Raw genomic sequence first — 15,492 nt, 5'->3', positions numbered from 1 at the left:
ACCGTTTAGCTGAAGTGCGTGCGCGGCCGCGGTAACGCCGAACCGTCGACCGTGATGTCGAGTTTCTCGTTGTAGAACGCGAGCAGACCAGCGATCGGCGCGACGGCCGGCAACGGGTAGTGATAGGTCCAGGCAAGGTCGGGATGGACGGTGTCGTTCACCCGCACCGACCAGTAACCCGACGTCGTTCCCTTGTACGGGCACAGCGTCTGCGTCGGGCTGGGCTCCAGATGCTGGAAGAACACATCGGTCGGGTCGATGTAATACCTTGTGGGCAAACCGGTTTCAAATAGCAATACCGGAGAACTGGTGTCGGCGAGCAACACACCGTCCAGTTCCACACGGACGCGACGGTGCGATCGCAGCGCGTCAACGCGGGAATACGGATTGCGTGGGTGGCCGTAGACCTGCTCGTCTTCCTCGAACCAGCGCAGGCAATCCCATTCGAAACGCACATAGCCGGCCAGGGGGCCGTCGGCGTCGGGGTCGAAAACCCGCGCGGCCGCGCTATGCGTTTGACCGGCCCCGACCAAAGAGTGAAACCGCGACGGGCCGAACTGTACTTTCTGGGGGCGGTCGTCGTCACGCAGGAACTCGGCGCGGACATCACTCAGCGGGATGTAATACGCAGGGTAGTAAGGGATTTCCCATACGTAACGGGCCGCGGTGGTATCGAAGATTAGCTCATGGTCGAGGAAGCCCCGCACCCGGCGCGGTGCCGGCTCTATCCGTCCGCGGGTCGCAGCCACTTGCGGATAGTCGGAGCTCGTCGCGTTCATCGTTTCAGCTTGCCACCTGCACGAGTACTGTCCTTACCCGTGGCACTTCTACGAGAAAGCCCCAGGAGAGGGCGACGGCTACGCCTCGACGAGGCGCTATTCGAGCGTTTCGCCATGAGCCGGCTGGGATACCAATTCGCCCTGCATCTGGCGCCGCGCATCGACAAGGTGTTGATCCCGCGTACCAAGGGCCGGCTCAGCGCGATGGGACTGGACAAAGTCGGACTCGTTACCAGCATCGGCGCCAAGTCCGGCGAGCCGCGCACCCACCCGTTGGCGTTGATCGAGGACGGAGACGGGCTGCTGGCGATCGGCTCCAACTACGGGCGACCCAGCCATCCGGCGTGGAGCGCCAATCTCAAGGCCCATCCCGAGTGCACGATCGAATTCAAGGGAGCGCCGAGGAAGTACCGCGCCGAATTGCTCACCGGCGAGGCGCGCGAAAAGGCTTGGGACACCGCCGTTGATTTCTATGCCGGCTACGAGAATTACCGCGCCAGCTGCGCGCCCCGCGAGATCAGGGTTTTTCGCCTCAGGCCCATCGACTGAAGTAGGGCGAGCCTAGCCGACCTTGATCGGCACCAGCACGGTTTCCATCTTGGCGGGCAGCAATGTCGTGTCGACGGTCAGCACTTCGCCGCTGTCCTGAGTGCCGTTGGGCAGCATCTTCGGCGTGAGCGTGAACGGCGGGGTTGGTGACGCCAAACCGGCCAGCCCGAAGTCGCTGTCGTTGGCGATCATCAGCGTCTTGCCGCCGTCTCGGCTGATGATCCCCTCGATCTTGTCATGCCCGAAGAAGTTTCCGTCAGCGGACAGCGACCGTACCAGTTCTCCGACGTCGAGCTTGAGAGTCTTTGCCGCAACGTGGATTCCGGCGGCCTTCAGCTTATCCGCGGCGACGGCGTCGGTGCTGACGCCGACGAAGGCCTCGATAGCAACACCGTCGATCTGCAGTCCGCCCGCGTCGGCGCGGTAGGACGTCGCGGGCACGGTGGAGCGCGGGCCGACATCGGTGGCCCCGGAGATGTCGGCCACGTAGATCTTCTTGCTGCCGGCGGGTGCGGGTGCGCCGTCGCGTTCGTCGATCAGGAAGGTTGTGGCGCTCAGCGCGGTGATGTCCGAAACCCCTACCTTGGTCTCCTGCGGGTTGGCCAATGGATAGAGGTATTCGTGCACATTCGTGCGGTCGGCGAGGTTGACGGTGACGATGCGGGTCACAGAAACTGATCGGGCCGACCCCGCCAGACCGGGTGCGTTGAGGGCCGACTGCATGATGCCTACCAGCGTGCTGCCGTCCGGGGTGATCGTCAGACCCTCCATGCCCTGGTTCGGGGTACGCAGCGACAGCTCCTGCGGCAAGGTTCCATCGAACGGCGAAAGACGTTCCAGCTCTTTGCCGTTCGCGTCGAAATGGACGACGAAAGGGCCGTAGTCGTCGGACACCCAGAACGTCCCGTCGGGCATCGCGACCAAACCCTCGCTGTCCAGGCCATGGTCGGACCGCGCCAGCGGGGTTCCGTTGAGGTCCACCAGCGTCTCGCCGGTGGACGCCCGCGGGTCGATCAGGCCCACCAACGGCTTGCCGTCGCGTCCGCTCAGCACGATGATCTGCTCCAGCGACGCCACGCCACCGGCCAGTTTGAATTTGGCGATCTGCGGGTGGAAATCGGGTAGCGGCAGCACCACTTCGTTGGGCGAACGCCCGGCGACGGCCGGCCCGCGGTCGGTGAGGCCATAGATCTCGTCGGGGCTGCCCGGCACCGCCGCGATGGCAGATCCATGCGCGTTGGCCTGGATGGCGACCTCGCCGACGATGGTCAGTGGAGACTGGTCTTCGGCGTAGAGCCGGACGGCGCGGCTGACGGTGACAGGGAGCTGATCAGTACCGGTGAACCCGGCGTCGGGCGTGTAGACCATTGCCCCGTAGGAGCCGTAAGCGATGGTGCCGTGCGCGGGTTTGCCGAACGCCACCGGCGTCACGCCGTGCGTGGCCGCCAGCAACTGTCCCGGCGAAATGGTAAGGACCGCACCGGGTTTCGTGCTCGGGGCGGCGCCGACCTGCTGTGCCGGCTCAGTGGGCGGGTCCAGCGACGAGCAGGCCGCCAACGGAAGCAAAGCCGTTGCCGCCGCTATCCCCCAGGTCTTCGCGGATGCCAATCCAGCCCGCCAGTCAATGCCGCTTATCACGCACTTTGTAGGTCGACGGCCATGATTTGCGGGACTCGTCACCGGTCAGCGGTGTTCCCATCCCGCCGACTTTGACGTTGTAGGCCTCTTTGCCCGGGCCGACTTCGCGATCTGCATGCTGCTGAGCGAGGTAGTACAGCTCGTCGATGGTGGCTTCGTCGTAGGCGACGAACGAGGTTTCCCGTGTGACGTCGTCGATCCCGGCCAGCATCTTCCCGGGCAGGAATTGCGAGGCCAGCGCCGCCGCTCCGAACAACGCGAACGGAATGATCCAGTAGCAGACGTAGGACAGCGAAGTGCCGGCGTGCACGAGCGGCGGAACCAGCGACGACACCGCCATCCCGGCGACAGTGGCAAGCCAGATCCAGGTCAATACCCTTGCCAGCCGGCCGAAGAGCTCGGTCTTGACCACGTCGGCGGGCTGTTCGGCGGCGGCGTAGTCATGTACGAAAGACTTGCCAATCAGCGCACTGATGAGTGCGACGATGAAGAGCCCGGCAGTACCCAGCGGCTGAATCCAGCGCGCGGCGAACGCGTCATTAACCACGCCAACCACGATGGTCAACACCAAAAAGACGGCGACGGAACCTGTTTGGAGTACGCTCATCGGCTTTCCGGCTACGCGTTCGATCACGAACCCCGCGACCGCGATCACCAGCGCGACCAACACGGCGGCCAGCACAGGGACGTTACCGACAAGCACCCAAAAGACGATCCACGGCGTCAAGCCAAACAGCATGCCCACGATGGGCCAGTGTATGAGTCGCGGTTTGCCGGGACGACGGCGGTAAGGGCGGCTTTATGTCTTCGTTCAGGGAGTCTAGTCGTGTATCGAGTCCGAATTCGTGGTGATCATCAGGCCAGGAGTGCTGGTACTTTGTGCCGCATGACTGGTGAGAGTCCCTACGACGCCGCACACGAGTTTCGCCTTGTGCCCGCTGCGGTACGCGGTTTTGTTCGTCACCTCTATGCGGTGTCGGACGGACTGGCCGGCTTGGATATCGGATCGGTGCTCTACCAGGGTGCTGGGGCGTGTGAGGGCACGGATTTGGTGGCCGGATTACGAAGGCACGCCGATGAGCAGCACGACCACGTCCAGTGGTTATCCCAGCACTGGGATCGCCTGGGTGATTCGGTCAAGCAGGCTGTCGATTCCTTCGAGCAGGTTGATGAGGTAGTTGGCCGACCCCCGCGTCCTCTGTGACCGGACAGCAACTGACCATCGCCACAATCAGGGGATGGAACCTGGGTGAGCTTTCCGGCACGGCAGCCGGTTTGCGGCAAGGCGGGGCCGCCCTGGATGAGCATGCCCTGACCGTGATCAACAGGCTGGCCGGCATCGCCACTGACTGGGCCGGGGAAGCCAAAGACAAGGCCGCAGTCCAAACCAAAGACCGCGCCACCACAATGCAGGAGACCGCCCAACGGTGGAACAAGGCTGCAGCTGTGTTAGACGAGGCCGCCCAGCAAATGGCCTTGCTGCGCAACAAAATACTCGACCTCGTTGACGACCCAGAGAACCAGCGAGAATTCATAATTGCAGGCGACGGCAGCGTCACCGTACGGCCCGACTACGCTAAAACGCTCTCCAAAGATGAACAGGAGAAGGCTGAAATAGCCGCCGGCAATTTGGAGGTGGGGTTGCGGTCATTGCTAGCCACCGCCGAGGTCGCAGGCCAGCACTACGATTGGCTGCTGACCAACGCGTTACGCGGCGAAGACCGCCCCTTTGAACCACGATTGCCGCCTCCCGCTCCGGCGCCGGTGAAGGGCCCTGACTCCGCGCGGGAACGGGCCAATAAGGACGGCTCGGGGGATCAGCAGTGGAATACCTGGAAGCCGAACCTTCGTGAACAAATCCAGCTGCAAGCCGCCCGCGAGGCCGCCAAGGCCACGACGTTCGTCGGTGAGGGCGTGAACATGGACAACTACCGGCGCCTCCTGAACCACTTCCTGGACAACACCGGCACCCCCGCACATGTGTCGGTCGATGACATGATGCGCGATATGCCCGAATTCTCTTCCGCAGCAGTGCAGTTCACCAACCGCACACTGGCTGTCGCGCAGCGGTTCATGCCTGCGGGCTACCACGGGCCGGTGGCCTTTCAAAGCCGGTATTCGGAGACATATACGCCGGACAAATTCGACCACCCCGACTGGTTTTTTGCGGTTGGCACGATGGCCTACCAGACCAGCGGTGTGGCCATGCCCACGGACCACGGCAACTATTCGGTGGCCGCGACGATCAACATTTACGACTACTACAACTTCGATGCGCGCGGACATCTGGGCATGCTCAACGACCTCAACCGTGCCGGATGGGCGCACAACTTCGACACCTTCGGGTCCTCCTCCCCCCATCGAGGCACCTTCCCATGAGCGCAATGCTGCGGTACATGCTTGCGGTGCTACTGCTGGCGGCATGCGCAGCCTGCGAGATTAAATCACCCTTCGGCGAGGACTGGGCCAAACCGGACGTGGCGCTGAAAATACAGATACCCGCCTCGGCCACCGACGTAGTCAAAACCATCGAACCCAGCACGGGCATGGCTTATGCCGTGGAATTCCTGATGCCTAACGACCAATGGCGGTCCTACATCGCCAAGTACTACCCCGGCCAGACGTTCTCACGTTTTCCGTACACGAAGGAATACTTCATCCCCACACCCTGCGTAGACGCTGCTCGGACTGGCGTGATTATGACGGAATGGATCATAGAAGGCGATGACATCGCCTACTTCCATACCGGCAAGACAGCACACCGGTTCGTGAGTATCACTCCCGACTGCAAGCCAGGCCTCGCCTACGTGCATTGGCTGCTCGAAAATCCCAAACCCAAAGAATGATCCCCGTCTGGGCATGCTCAATGGCCTGAAACGGGTGGGCAGGCGCCCGTCGCCTACCCACCGCTTCGAAAACCTTGCTGAGCACGCGCCCTGGTTCGGGCTATCTCGCCGGACTGCCGAGCGCCTCGGCGAGCGCCGCACACTGGCTTTCAAAGAACCTGCGGGACACCGCCTGCTTCGGCGCCACCCGATCGAAACCGTGAAAGGCGCCCTCGACCACCTCCACCGTGCATGGGACGCCACTCGTTTTGAGCCGATCGGCGTATTCAAGGCACTCAGTGAAGAGCAAATCATGGGTGCCGATGCCGATCCACGCGGGTGGCAAACCGGTGAGGTCCGTGGCCCGGGCCGGAACGGCTTGGTTCGGGTCGGCGCCACGTAGGTAGCTTTCCCAGCCGAAGCGGTTCATGCCTTGATCCATGATCCGACGGCGCTCGGGCTCGGGATCCGGACGGAAGGCCGGCCGATCGTCGAGCATCGGGTAGGTCAACAACTGGATCACCGGTTGCGGTGATCGCTGATCACGCAGCCGCAAAGCCAGGGCGGCGGTCAGGCCTCCACCCGCGCTGCCACCGCCGATCGCGATGCGCGATGAGTCCACGTCCGGCTGGGCAAGGAGCCACTTCAGCGCGGCCTCGCAGTCGTCCACCGCTGCGGGATACGGATGCTCGGGCGCCACCCGGTATTCGACCGACGCGACGACGGCGCCGAGCGCATGCGCGAACCGCCGGCACAATCGGTCGTCCTGCGCGGCACTGCCGATGACGTAGCAGCCACCGTGAATCCACAGCAGACCCGGCGCGGGACCAGTGAGCCCCGCCGGTCTGTGCACCCGCACGCCGGTGCCTCGGCCCAGTGACACCACCTCGACGTCACGTGGGCCGCCGACAGCGGTCAGCGCCACCATCGTTCGGCCAAACGGCAGCCTCCGAGGGGTCATTCGCATCCCACGGCTTGGTGTGAATCTGGCGATCCTGCGCAGATCAGGGTGAAAGTCGTCGACCACGAGAGCCGACGCTACTTGGCGTTCAAGCCAGCGTCGACGAGAAGCGTGATGGGGGTGGCCTTGTCGGACCCACGAATTAGAAAAGCGTGAGGTCGCGCTCAACGACGAAGCAATGTTGAGTATGTAGTACAGCTGTAATACACTTTGGAGAGCTGGAGTGGCCGATTGGAGCAAGCGAGGCGCATATATTGCCATCAAGCACCAGACCACACCAGCGCAGGCGGACGAAGCCCTTTTCGACCCAGACCGCGTGGTGTTGGAGCCCGATCCGGCGAGCAAGTCCGGCGTCAGCGTCCGCACCATCGGCTACTCGGTCAGCCGGGGTGCGCTGGTAACCGTAATCACCGTCGTGGAAGAAGGTGTTGTGTTCGGCATCAACGCTTGGCCGTCGAACCCGACCGACCGGCGCAGATACCTGGAAAGGAATGGGTGATGAACAAACTCGAGCAGGCGCTCGCTGAGGCCGATGACATCGAGGCCGCCGGACACACCGCCGATCCTGACACTCCCCTGCCGAAATACGTCAGGGTCGGTCAACCTGGCCGCACCCGCAGCAAGGTGCTCCAGGTGCGGCTCAACGCCGAGGAGATGGCGGCGTTGGAAACGATCGCGAAAGGTCGCGAACTTCCGGTTTCCACCGTCGCCCGCGAGCAGATACTGCGGCTCATCGCCAGCGAGCGAGATGAGCCAGCCGACAAACTATGTCAGCTCGTGGAGGCAGCGGAGCGGGTAAAAGAGTTTGCCGACGACTTGCGCCGACAGCTACCCCATGCCGACATGTCTCATCGACGAGTGTAGGGGAAGCCCTATAGCGCGGCCCTACTTGGCGTTGAAGCCAGCGTCGACGGGAAGCGTGATTCCGGTGATATACCGCCCGGACTGCCCGCAAGCGCACTATTGCCCTCGGGATGCTCGGCCATGTTTTGTGCGACCGCCTCATTGATGATCATTGGTGTCGCCACCCCACTCGGGTGGACGGTGTTGACGCGAATGTTTTTCTCCGCCAATGAAGTTGCGTGGTACCGCATCAGCCCAACGATGCCGTGTTTGGCGGCGTGATAGCCGGCAAAGCCATGACTTCGAACGCTGAACTTCGGACACACGCTGTGCAGCCCGGCGGCCGAACTCGTGACGACAACCGCCCCGCCCTCGCCGTGCTCCAACAGAGCGGGCAGTGCCGCCTCGATCGTGTAGTAGACGCCGTGCAGCAGTACATCCACCGCGTCGCTATAGGCCGAATTGTCATATCGCGCTTCACCGACCGCCGGCATTATTCCTGCGTTGGCGAGGACGAAGTCGATTCGTCCCAACTCGGAAACCCCATGTTCTACAACAGCTTTCAATCGCTCAAAATCGCGGACGTCGCCCTGCTCGGCGACAATGCGGCGGCCGGTCTTCTCCACCAGGTTGACCGTCTCGCCGAGGTCTTCGCGAGTTGGCATCGGGTAGGCGACGCTGTCGATCTGATCGCACAGGTCGAACGCGATGATGTCGGCTCCTTCTTCGGCGAACCGAACCGCGTGCGAGCGGCCCTGCCCCCGTGCGGCGCCGGTGATGAACGCGACCTCCCGTCGAACTGCATTACGATGACTCCTTCAGACGACCGGCGGAACCGGACAGTGCAACACACCGCACACTGTTCGCAGCAGCTCGGATTCCTCCAAAGTGATTACCCTGTCCGCCATTACCGTCGTGACGACGGCGGCAACCAGCGTGGCCTTGTCGTTGCCTTCGAGTCCGTCGATCACCGGCCACACATGTTCGAGCGCGAATACGTTCTGGACTGGCTGGAACGGAATGTGTGCCCGCGGGTAGGCAACCGTGATCCCCGCCTGAAAAGCCGCAGCCGCGGCGCGCGCGTCGCTGTTGCCGGTCTGCGCCAACAAGGCGATGAGAGTGCAAACCGCGTTTTGGGCGCCGGCCAGGCTCTGACGCCTGCTCTTCCACGGCGAGCCGGACGTCAAAGCCTCGTTCAGCCCAACGAAAACCAGTGTGCCCAGGCAATATTCGAAGATGTCGATCCGGCCGTCGGCGTTGATCAATTCGCCCACCACCGAAAGCACCTGTCGCAACTCTGCCTCGGGACGACCCCGTAGCGCGGGAAACGCTATGGATGCGACGGGCAGGCGCAAGCTCGGGTCGAGCTGCACCAGCTCGGCCGCGCATTGCCATGCCTCTTCGGCCACCTGCTTGCCGTGATGCCGCGCGACGATTTGGTATTGGGCCTGCCGGACATTCGGGTTGCGGTCGAAGATCAGCGCATAGATCAACGGAACCGCGGTGGCGGAATTGTGCGCAAGATCGGCCACCCGCTGCGGAATCTCGGCGCGGATTCGCCTCCCGGCGTGATACGACGCGGGGGTCGGATTGCCCACGGCCGCTGTATATTCGCGGGCACTCAGCTGGCGTCGGGGAACCTGCTGTACGGGAGCTTCGGCCAAGCCCATCCGATAGTCCTCTTCTAAGCCGTCCGGGGGTCGGCTGCGCCAGTTCTGCCGCAGTTGATCGAGGTTGCAGGGGGTGAAGTCAGGTTCGAGCACCTGGATGCGTTTGATCAGGGGCGGGTGGGTCGCGTACAGCGACGAGAAATTCATGCCGGGGCCGAACAGCATGTGGCTGACGTTCTCGGTCTTGGGGCTGTGTAACTGGGAGCCGGCGTCCAGCCCTCCGATCTTCTTCAGCGCGCCGGTCAACCCGCTGGTCTGCCGCGTGAATTGCACCGCTGAGGCGTCGGCGAGGTACTCCCGCTGCCGGGAGACGGCGGCCTTGATCAGCCGCCCGAAGAAGACTCCGATCCACCCAGCCGCCAGAATGACCAACCCCACGGCCCACAACGGGATGCTGTTGTCGCGGTCGCGGCTGCGTCCGCCCCCCGTGTACCACAGCATCCGGCCGATGACCGACAACGCCGTGATTCCCGCCAGGACGCCGATAAGCCTGATGCCCAACCGCATATCGCCGTTCACGACGTGGCTGAACTCGTGTGCGATCACACCCTGCAGTTCGTCACGGTTGAGTCGATCGAGCGAACCTTGGGTCACGCACACCGCCGCGTCGGCCGGCGTGTATCCGGCGGCGAACGCGTTGATCCCCTGTTCGTATGGCAGGTAATACAGCACGGGCACCGGGGTGCTCGACGCTATGGCGATTTCTTCGACGACGTTGCGGTATCGCTTGAGTTTGGGGTCGGTGGGCATCTGCGGGACGGGCACCCCGCCCAAACTCTCCGCGACCTTGACTCCGCCACCGTGGCGCAGCATCAGCGTCCTGACTATCGACACCGCTGAAATCAGCAGCAGCACTGCGCCACTCACGACAACCGACATCCCGATGAGCTGCTGGGGCGTTGCCCCCTTTCGGGCGACGAATGCCCCGATGACCACGAAATTCACAATCGCGGTGATTGCGAGTACGGCCAAGATGAAGAGGATTACCAACCATTTCGACGTCGCGCGCACCTTGCGCTGACGCTCGAAGAAGTCCATGGACCAGGTCAGAACTGAACGCGCGGGGCTTCACGCTCGGGAGGTGCCGCCTCCAGCGGTGCTGCCGGGGTGAAGCCGAACATGCCCGCGAACATCGAGGCCGGAAACACCTCGCGCTTGTTGTTGTACGACATGACCGAGTCGTTGAAGGCCTGACGGGCGAAAGCGACGCGGTTCTCCGTCGAGGTCAGCTCTTCTGAGAGCTGCATCATGTTCTGATTCGCTTTGAGGTCCGGGTACGCCTCGCGCAGCGCAAGCAAGCGGCCCAGAGCGCCGCTCAGCGCGCCTTCCGAGGCGGCCAGCTGCCCCATTGCGGCGGGATCTCCGGGGTCGGCGGCCGCTGCCGTCCGGGCGGTGACCGCGGAGTTTCGTGCCTGAATGACCGCTTCGAGAGTTCCGCGCTCGTGCGCCATGTAGGCCTTCGCGGTTTCGACGAGGTTCGGGATCAGGTCGTGACGTCGGGTCAGCTGAACGTCGATCTGTGCAAAAGCGTTCTTGAAGGCGTTTCGGGCACGAACCAGCCCGTTATAGACGCCGATCACGAAGAACACCAGGATCGCCAGGATTACGACGATGACGATGACCACGATGATGCCGATGCCCACTGGTTCCGCCTTTGCTGCTAGTAAGGGACCGTGCTGGTCATGGTCCCACAACGCTGCAATTCAGGGGTCGGAATGTGGGCCAGTCTTCGGACTAGCCGCCCGAACCTGTGTTCAGCGCCATCGCCAGGAAGTCCAGGCGCCACAGCGACTCGAAGAGTTTGCGGCCGAACTCCTGCAGGGCGGCCTTGCGTTCCTCGGTCACGTCACCTTGCTGAGCCACACATTCAGCGATCTGCCGAATCGTACGACGGCCGTCGACATGCTGGACAAAGGGCCGCTGAGCGGCAGTGAGCTTCAATTTCATTCCGGGCGAAAGGATTTCATCCCCGGACCACAAGCACGCCGTACGCGTCAACGGAACGTAGTCGAGTGATCCAGCTGACGAGAAATCGATCATGTAATCCTCTTTCCGACGCTCGGGGCGGCAGGCGATGAAGAAGTGGGTGGCATTTGACGCTTGCAGTCGCTCCATCACCGACCACAGTTTGGCGTCAGGCAAGCGATCCAGAATCAATCTGAATCCGTTGTCGGGCATCAGAATGTCGTTCGGGTAGTACGGGGTTTTGTGAAACCAGCCCTGAAAAGCGAGGCCAGCGGAGCTGACCAGGTCTAGACACTCGTCGACGGTGTAACTGCGCTGCCGACTGTGCAGAAACGTGTCGACCAGGGCGCCATCGGTCAACAGATCATGCGCACGTCTGAGGTAGGTCACGATGGGATGATCCCCCGGTAAGAACGCGATCGCGTCTTTGACCAGTTGGACCGAGGCCGCGTCCTGCGCAAAGCCGAGGTCGCGAAAGACCGATTCCAGCATCTCGACACCGAGCCGGCCGTATCTCGCGTAGAGCATGACTCCCAAAGCCCCATCGCGGCGCAGACATTCGCCCAGCGCCTTGAGCCCGGCCAGCGGATCAGCCAGGTGGTGCAGGACACCGCTGGAGACCACGAGGTCGAAGTCGCGCCGAAGTGACGACACCTGTTCGATCGGAAGCAGGTGCAGCTCCAAGTTCTCCAGACCGTGCTTGTCTTTCAGATACCGGTGGTGATCGAGAGCGGAACGGCTCACGTCGATCGCCACCACCTTCGCGGCTCGGTTCATGAAGGCAAAAACCGCCGCCTGGTAGGTCCCGCAACCCGCGATCAAGATGTCGAGGTCCGGCTTATATTCCCGGTTCGGCCACAACACGCGGTGAGCCCAGAATGGATCGAACCAGTCCCAGTGGTTTTTGGTCCACGCCTCGAGGTCGGTTACCGGAGGCGGGTACGCCCACTGGTCGTATTGGCGGGAGACACCGTCGAATCCTGGATCGTCGGTCACGTCGGCACTGGCTCGTTGACCGCGAGACGTCGAGCAGGTGTGAACCGGACCGGCATCGACCGGATGCCGTTTATCGGGTTCGACCGCAGCCGTTCGACCGGCCCGGCGAGCTCGAGGTCATTCATCCGCGACAACACTTCCGCGATGATTGCCGATGCCTCCACCCGCGCCAGGTTCGCGCCGAGGCAAAAGTGAGTGCCACCTCCGCCGAAGGCGAGATGGGGATTCGGCGCCCGGCCGACATCGAAGCGGTCGGGATCGGCGAATCGGCTCTCATCGCGGTTCGCAGACGGGTAGAACCCTCGCTCACCATATGTTGTCCATGCTGGTCGACAAGCCATTGGCGCACGTCACGGTGTCGTGAAAGGTCGAGCCCGTCGCAGGCCCACGATATTTGATCTTTGTCTCCTCCGAGCCGGTCACCGTGAAATTGACCGAGTCGTTCCACTTGATCGCGGAGGCGGTACCCGCCACCGCAACGGATCGGTAGACGCAAGCCACCGCAGGCTTGTCTGCGTTATTGGTAATCGACACGAAGGCCGCCGCCAAGGAGTGGTCCTGCCGAAGCCTCAGCTCCGAGGGCGGGGGCGGCGGCGGTACCGCCGCTGGGTGCGCCGCCGTGCGGGGCGCCGGCGGGGGAGGTGCCACGACTTGGGTTGCCGCCGTTGGGATCTCCGTCGCCAGGGGTGCTGTCGGATCCGGTGTCCACCACCCGGTCGCGACGAGTGAGAACCTCGCCGGCCAAGGGGGGCTCGTCACCGTGGTGCCAGCAGGCGCGGCGCCGGGCTCGGCCGACCCCGACATGACAAGTCCGCCGGCAGCGATCAAGGCAGCAGCCGCGCTGAGAACACCAAGGCGCCGGTACCGCGGCGGGGATGCCATTTCATGCGAGTAGCTGGTGAACACCTTCATCGCACACCTCCTTTGAGTATCACGGCGTGATGGTGGTCTGCTGGTCGATCACACCGGTCACATCGTTCAACGCGCCGGCGTCGGCCCGCGGACCCTCGGCTTTGAGCTGTAGTACGTAGACGGCATCCGTGCTTTGGATGACCACCGTCTTGTGGGCAACCATTCGCGTGACGCCGTTCTTCGTGTACGAGCCGGCTATTTGGTATGCGGGACGGCCACTCAAGGTGCTGTTTTCGCCGTCGCCACCGTGGTAGCCCGGCAAGTTCTTGACCTCACCGGGTGCGACGGCCAGCAGCCTGTCCGCATCCACACCGCCCGTCAACTTGGCGAGGATCGCGATGATCTTGGGCGGGTCCTTGGGATCGCTCGGCGCGGTAAAGATGAGCCCGCCATACGGGGCGTCGGCGCTTTCATGAATCTCTGTCCAGCCCAAGGGAACTGGGATGTCGATCTTCGGCGTGCCCGCTGTGCCACGGCTGATCATCGTCACCTGGATGTTGTTCTTGCGGATGTAATCGCCGATCGTCTCGTTCGGACCCGACGCCGGAGCGAACGCCGACGGAGCCGAAGTGGTTGGGGTGGAAGTTGATGTCGACGTGTTCGACGACCTCGAGCTGTGAACTGCGCTCACGGTGATCAGCGCGCCAACCAGGGCCACGCCGAACACCACAACGGCAACGGCGACAAACCAGCCGCTAATCGCTGGGGTCCTCGTTAGGGGCAGTGGCTGGAGTCCGGTCGCTCGTCGCATAACTTCTGCTGGCTCGGGCAGTCTTTGTTGGGCTGTCTCAAGCAGCGTGGCGGCGTCACGGTAGCCCGGCTGCGCCTGCTCGATCGCACGTAGCAGACCGGCGGCTTGCTGCCACCGTTCTTGGTCTAAGTGGGTGAGCGCCTGCGCATACTGGTCGGCGAGTTCGGCTTCGCGAATCTTGGCCTGCGCATCGGAGACAATGCCACCCGGATCGGAGTTGCACGGGTCGATTCGAGCGAGCGCCCGCGCGGCGGCCACGACGGCATCCCATTGCCCGGCCTCGTGCAGGGCCGTCATCTCGTCCACGAGTGCTTTACGTCGCTGGGGGGCGGTCAGATTTTCCAGCGCGGTCAGCACGACGTCCCAGTCGCCCTGCGTGGCGGAAGCCTCGGTCTTGCTCATACGAGGCAAACCTCACTCATCCCAACAGTGTTGAGGAATCGCCGAATAACACAGCCGGCGAAAACCTCACCGTTTTTCAACGGCATACGCGAAGCCTACTGCCGGCCAGCGCTTGGTTTTCCTTTTCGCGCGACGGACCCGGGCACGTCTGGCGGTGGCCGCGTCAGGTGTGGATGATCCAGCCCGCTTCGGTGTAGGGCGCGGGTCGCTCGGGATCGTTGATCGTGATGTACAGGTCGCCTGCCGTCGGCATCGCGAAGCCGACGAAGCCATGTGCGGTCTGCCCGTCGTGAAGGCCGCCGGCTTGCAGCGGGGGCATCTTGTCGAGCCTCTGGTAGTCGACCGCCAGCGTCGCAGGTTGGGGCGCATCGTCGGGATGGGTCCAGGGCTGATTGCCGCCGCCGTATCCGGCGAAAATATAGCGCTGGTCGAACTGGAAGAACCGGTGTGACGTCGCCGTGATAGTCAGTTCCACCACGTTGCACCCGGAGCCAGCCGCCGGATTCGCAAAATGAGACGCGCACCCCGGCGGTAACCACGTTGCACTGTTGACGGTGATGTCGGCGGTCGCGCCACCGGCCGACTGCACGTGCACGGGCACGCCCGGCTGACCGATCGGGAACGGTGGACTGTCGGACGTGGGCTCAGCCGAACCGGTGGGACACGAGCATGCGGCAATGACCACCGCGACCGCGGCTGCAGCAATGACCGATTCCGCGCGCACGCTGGGAGTTTACCCGCAGCGTGCCGCGATTAACGCGCGTGCCCCCAGTCGGACTCGAACCGACACTGGGCGGATTTTAAGTCCGTCCTTCTCGGCGTTTGCCGGTTCAAGCTGTGTTGGGTGTGATGGGAGCACACAGATCAAAGCGTTGGTTCTGTTGGCTAATGAAAACTGCTTTTAACTCTACTGCGGACGATCTGCGGACGATTCGGCTCTGCAGGACCAGGCGCAGGAACGGCGCTCTGATCTGACACCCTCATCCGACAGAAAAACAGTTGCGGACCCTACCCGCGTAGATCGTGGCACCTTACTGACTCACCAGGGGGCGCGCCATTCGTCGTCGTGATCGTCGAGTCCATCCCGCTTGCCCGACTTAGGACAATTTAGTGTGCATGGCCGGCGTCGATGTTGGTGAGCGCGTTGCGGAGGTCGTCGGGTAGCGGGTCGGCGGCGGTCAGTGTTTGCCTGCCGGCCTTA

16 protein-coding genes, 1 tRNA gene and 2 pseudogenes are annotated in these 15,492 nt (G+C 63.2%); 6 read left to right on the top strand and 13 right to left on the bottom strand.

The annotated features are described in order from the left end of the window. Positions 1-5: 5 nt before the first annotated feature. The gene (locus AC5Y2L_RS26065) at positions 6-779 is read right to left on the bottom strand and encodes a DUF427 domain-containing protein (RefSeq protein ID WP_499933150.1); all 774 of its coding nucleotides are present in this window, start codon (positions 777-779) and stop codon (positions 6-8) included. 39 nt (positions 780-818) lie between these two features. On the opposite strand from AC5Y2L_RS26065, the gene AC5Y2L_RS26060 reads away from it, so the two are divergent. Continuing rightward, a complete protein-coding gene (locus AC5Y2L_RS26060) occupies positions 819-1,328 on the top strand; it encodes a nitroreductase family deazaflavin-dependent oxidoreductase (RefSeq protein WP_499933152.1) in 510 nt (169 codons plus the stop codon). 12 nt (positions 1,329-1,340) lie between these two features. Here AC5Y2L_RS26060 and AC5Y2L_RS26055 read toward each other — a convergent pair whose 3' ends face one another. Further along, positions 1,341-2,966: an esterase-like activity of phytase family protein gene (locus AC5Y2L_RS26055; RefSeq protein WP_499933153.1), complete on the bottom strand. Its 1,626-nt coding sequence runs from the start codon at positions 2,964-2,966 to the stop codon at positions 1,341-1,343. Continuing rightward, entirely contained in the window at positions 2,950-3,711 is a 762-nt protein-coding gene (locus AC5Y2L_RS26050) for a hypothetical protein (RefSeq protein WP_499933155.1), read from the bottom strand. Before AC5Y2L_RS26050 ends, AC5Y2L_RS26055 begins: the two co-directional genes overlap by 17 nt. Positions 3,712-3,852: 141 nt before the next feature. Between AC5Y2L_RS26050 and AC5Y2L_RS26045 the strand changes: the two genes are divergently transcribed. From AC5Y2L_RS26045 to AC5Y2L_RS26035, 3 genes are read left to right on the top strand one after another with little or no spacing between them, the layout of a single operon-like run. Continuing rightward, complete coding sequence (locus AC5Y2L_RS26045) at positions 3,853-4,170, top strand: hypothetical protein (protein WP_499933156.1); 318 nt, start codon at positions 3,853-3,855, stop codon at positions 4,168-4,170. Beyond that, positions 4,167-5,345, top strand: a complete 1,179-nt coding sequence (locus AC5Y2L_RS26040) for a hypothetical protein (RefSeq protein WP_499933158.1) — start codon at positions 4,167-4,169, stop codon at positions 5,343-5,345. The genes AC5Y2L_RS26045 and AC5Y2L_RS26040 overlap by 4 nt, the downstream gene beginning before the upstream one ends. Further along, positions 5,342-5,812, top strand: a complete 471-nt coding sequence (locus AC5Y2L_RS26035) for a hypothetical protein (protein ID WP_499933159.1) — start codon at positions 5,342-5,344, stop codon at positions 5,810-5,812. The genes AC5Y2L_RS26040 and AC5Y2L_RS26035 overlap by 4 nt, the downstream gene beginning before the upstream one ends. A 100-nt stretch (positions 5,813-5,912) precedes the next feature. On the opposite strand, the gene AC5Y2L_RS26030 is transcribed toward AC5Y2L_RS26035, so the two are convergent. Further along, positions 5,913-6,752 (bottom strand): alpha/beta hydrolase, encoded by an 840-nt coding sequence (locus AC5Y2L_RS26030; RefSeq protein WP_499933160.1) that lies wholly within the window; start codon positions 6,750-6,752, stop codon positions 5,913-5,915. 223 nt (positions 6,753-6,975) lie between these two features. On the opposite strand from AC5Y2L_RS26030, the gene AC5Y2L_RS26025 reads away from it, so the two are divergent. Together AC5Y2L_RS26025 and AC5Y2L_RS26020 are read left to right on the top strand one after the other, a co-directional pair. Beyond that, positions 6,976-7,251, top strand: a complete 276-nt coding sequence (locus AC5Y2L_RS26025) for a BrnT family toxin (protein WP_499933162.1) — start codon at positions 6,976-6,978, stop codon at positions 7,249-7,251. Continuing rightward, positions 7,251-7,616 (top strand): hypothetical protein, encoded by a 366-nt coding sequence (locus AC5Y2L_RS26020; RefSeq protein WP_499933163.1) that lies wholly within the window; start codon positions 7,251-7,253, stop codon positions 7,614-7,616. Before AC5Y2L_RS26025 ends, AC5Y2L_RS26020 begins: the two co-directional genes overlap by 1 nt. Positions 7,617-7,637: 21 nt before the next feature. Here AC5Y2L_RS26020 and AC5Y2L_RS26015 read toward each other — a convergent pair. The 9 genes and pseudogenes from AC5Y2L_RS26015 to AC5Y2L_RS25975 all read right to left on the bottom strand — a co-directional run bounded on the left by AC5Y2L_RS26015 (position 7,638) and on the right by AC5Y2L_RS25975 (position 15,148). Then, positions 7,638-8,374: pseudogene (locus AC5Y2L_RS26015) on the bottom strand (mycofactocin-coupled SDR family oxidoreductase). Between the two features lie 39 nt (positions 8,375-8,413). Next, positions 8,414-10,303, bottom strand: coding sequence for a M48 family metallopeptidase (locus AC5Y2L_RS26010; protein WP_499933165.1), 1,890 nt, complete (start codon positions 10,301-10,303; stop codon positions 8,414-8,416). An 8-nt stretch (positions 10,304-10,311) separates the two neighbouring features. After that, on the bottom strand, positions 10,312-10,908 hold the full coding sequence (locus AC5Y2L_RS26005) for a LemA family protein (protein WP_499933167.1): 597 nt from the start codon (positions 10,906-10,908) through the stop codon (positions 10,312-10,314). Between the two features lie 91 nt (positions 10,909-10,999). Beyond that, positions 11,000-12,226: a class I SAM-dependent methyltransferase gene (locus AC5Y2L_RS26000; protein WP_499933168.1), complete on the bottom strand. Its 1,227-nt coding sequence runs from the start codon at positions 12,224-12,226 to the stop codon at positions 11,000-11,002. Further along, positions 12,223-12,525, bottom strand: a pseudogene (locus tag AC5Y2L_RS25995) (cytochrome P450); the annotation flags it as partial. The pseudogene AC5Y2L_RS25995 and the gene AC5Y2L_RS26000, both read right to left, overlap by 4 nt. A gap of 7 nt (positions 12,526-12,532) precedes the next feature. Next, complete coding sequence (locus tag AC5Y2L_RS25990; RefSeq protein ID WP_499933170.1) at positions 12,533-13,138, bottom strand: hypothetical protein; 606 nt, start codon at positions 13,136-13,138, stop codon at positions 12,533-12,535. 19 nt (positions 13,139-13,157) lie between these two features. Further along, positions 13,158-14,291 (bottom strand): envelope biogenesis lipoprotein LpqN, encoded by a 1,134-nt coding sequence (lpqN, locus tag AC5Y2L_RS25985; protein WP_499933171.1) that lies wholly within the window; start codon positions 14,289-14,291, stop codon positions 13,158-13,160. 163 nt (positions 14,292-14,454) lie between these two features. After that, positions 14,455-15,015 carry a hypothetical protein gene (locus tag AC5Y2L_RS25980; RefSeq protein ID WP_499933173.1) on the bottom strand — a complete coding sequence of 187 codons (561 nt, stop codon included), beginning with the start codon at positions 15,013-15,015 and terminating at the stop codon, positions 14,455-14,457. A gap of 39 nt (positions 15,016-15,054) precedes the next feature. After that, a tRNA-Leu gene (locus AC5Y2L_RS25975) sits at positions 15,055-15,148 on the bottom strand. Between the last annotated feature and the right edge of the window lie 344 nt (positions 15,149-15,492).

The organism is Mycobacterium sp. NGS66, assembly GCF_059812225.1.
The sequence above is the reverse complement of the archived record's forward strand: the minus strand, read 5'-3'. Positions and strand labels throughout refer to the sequence as shown.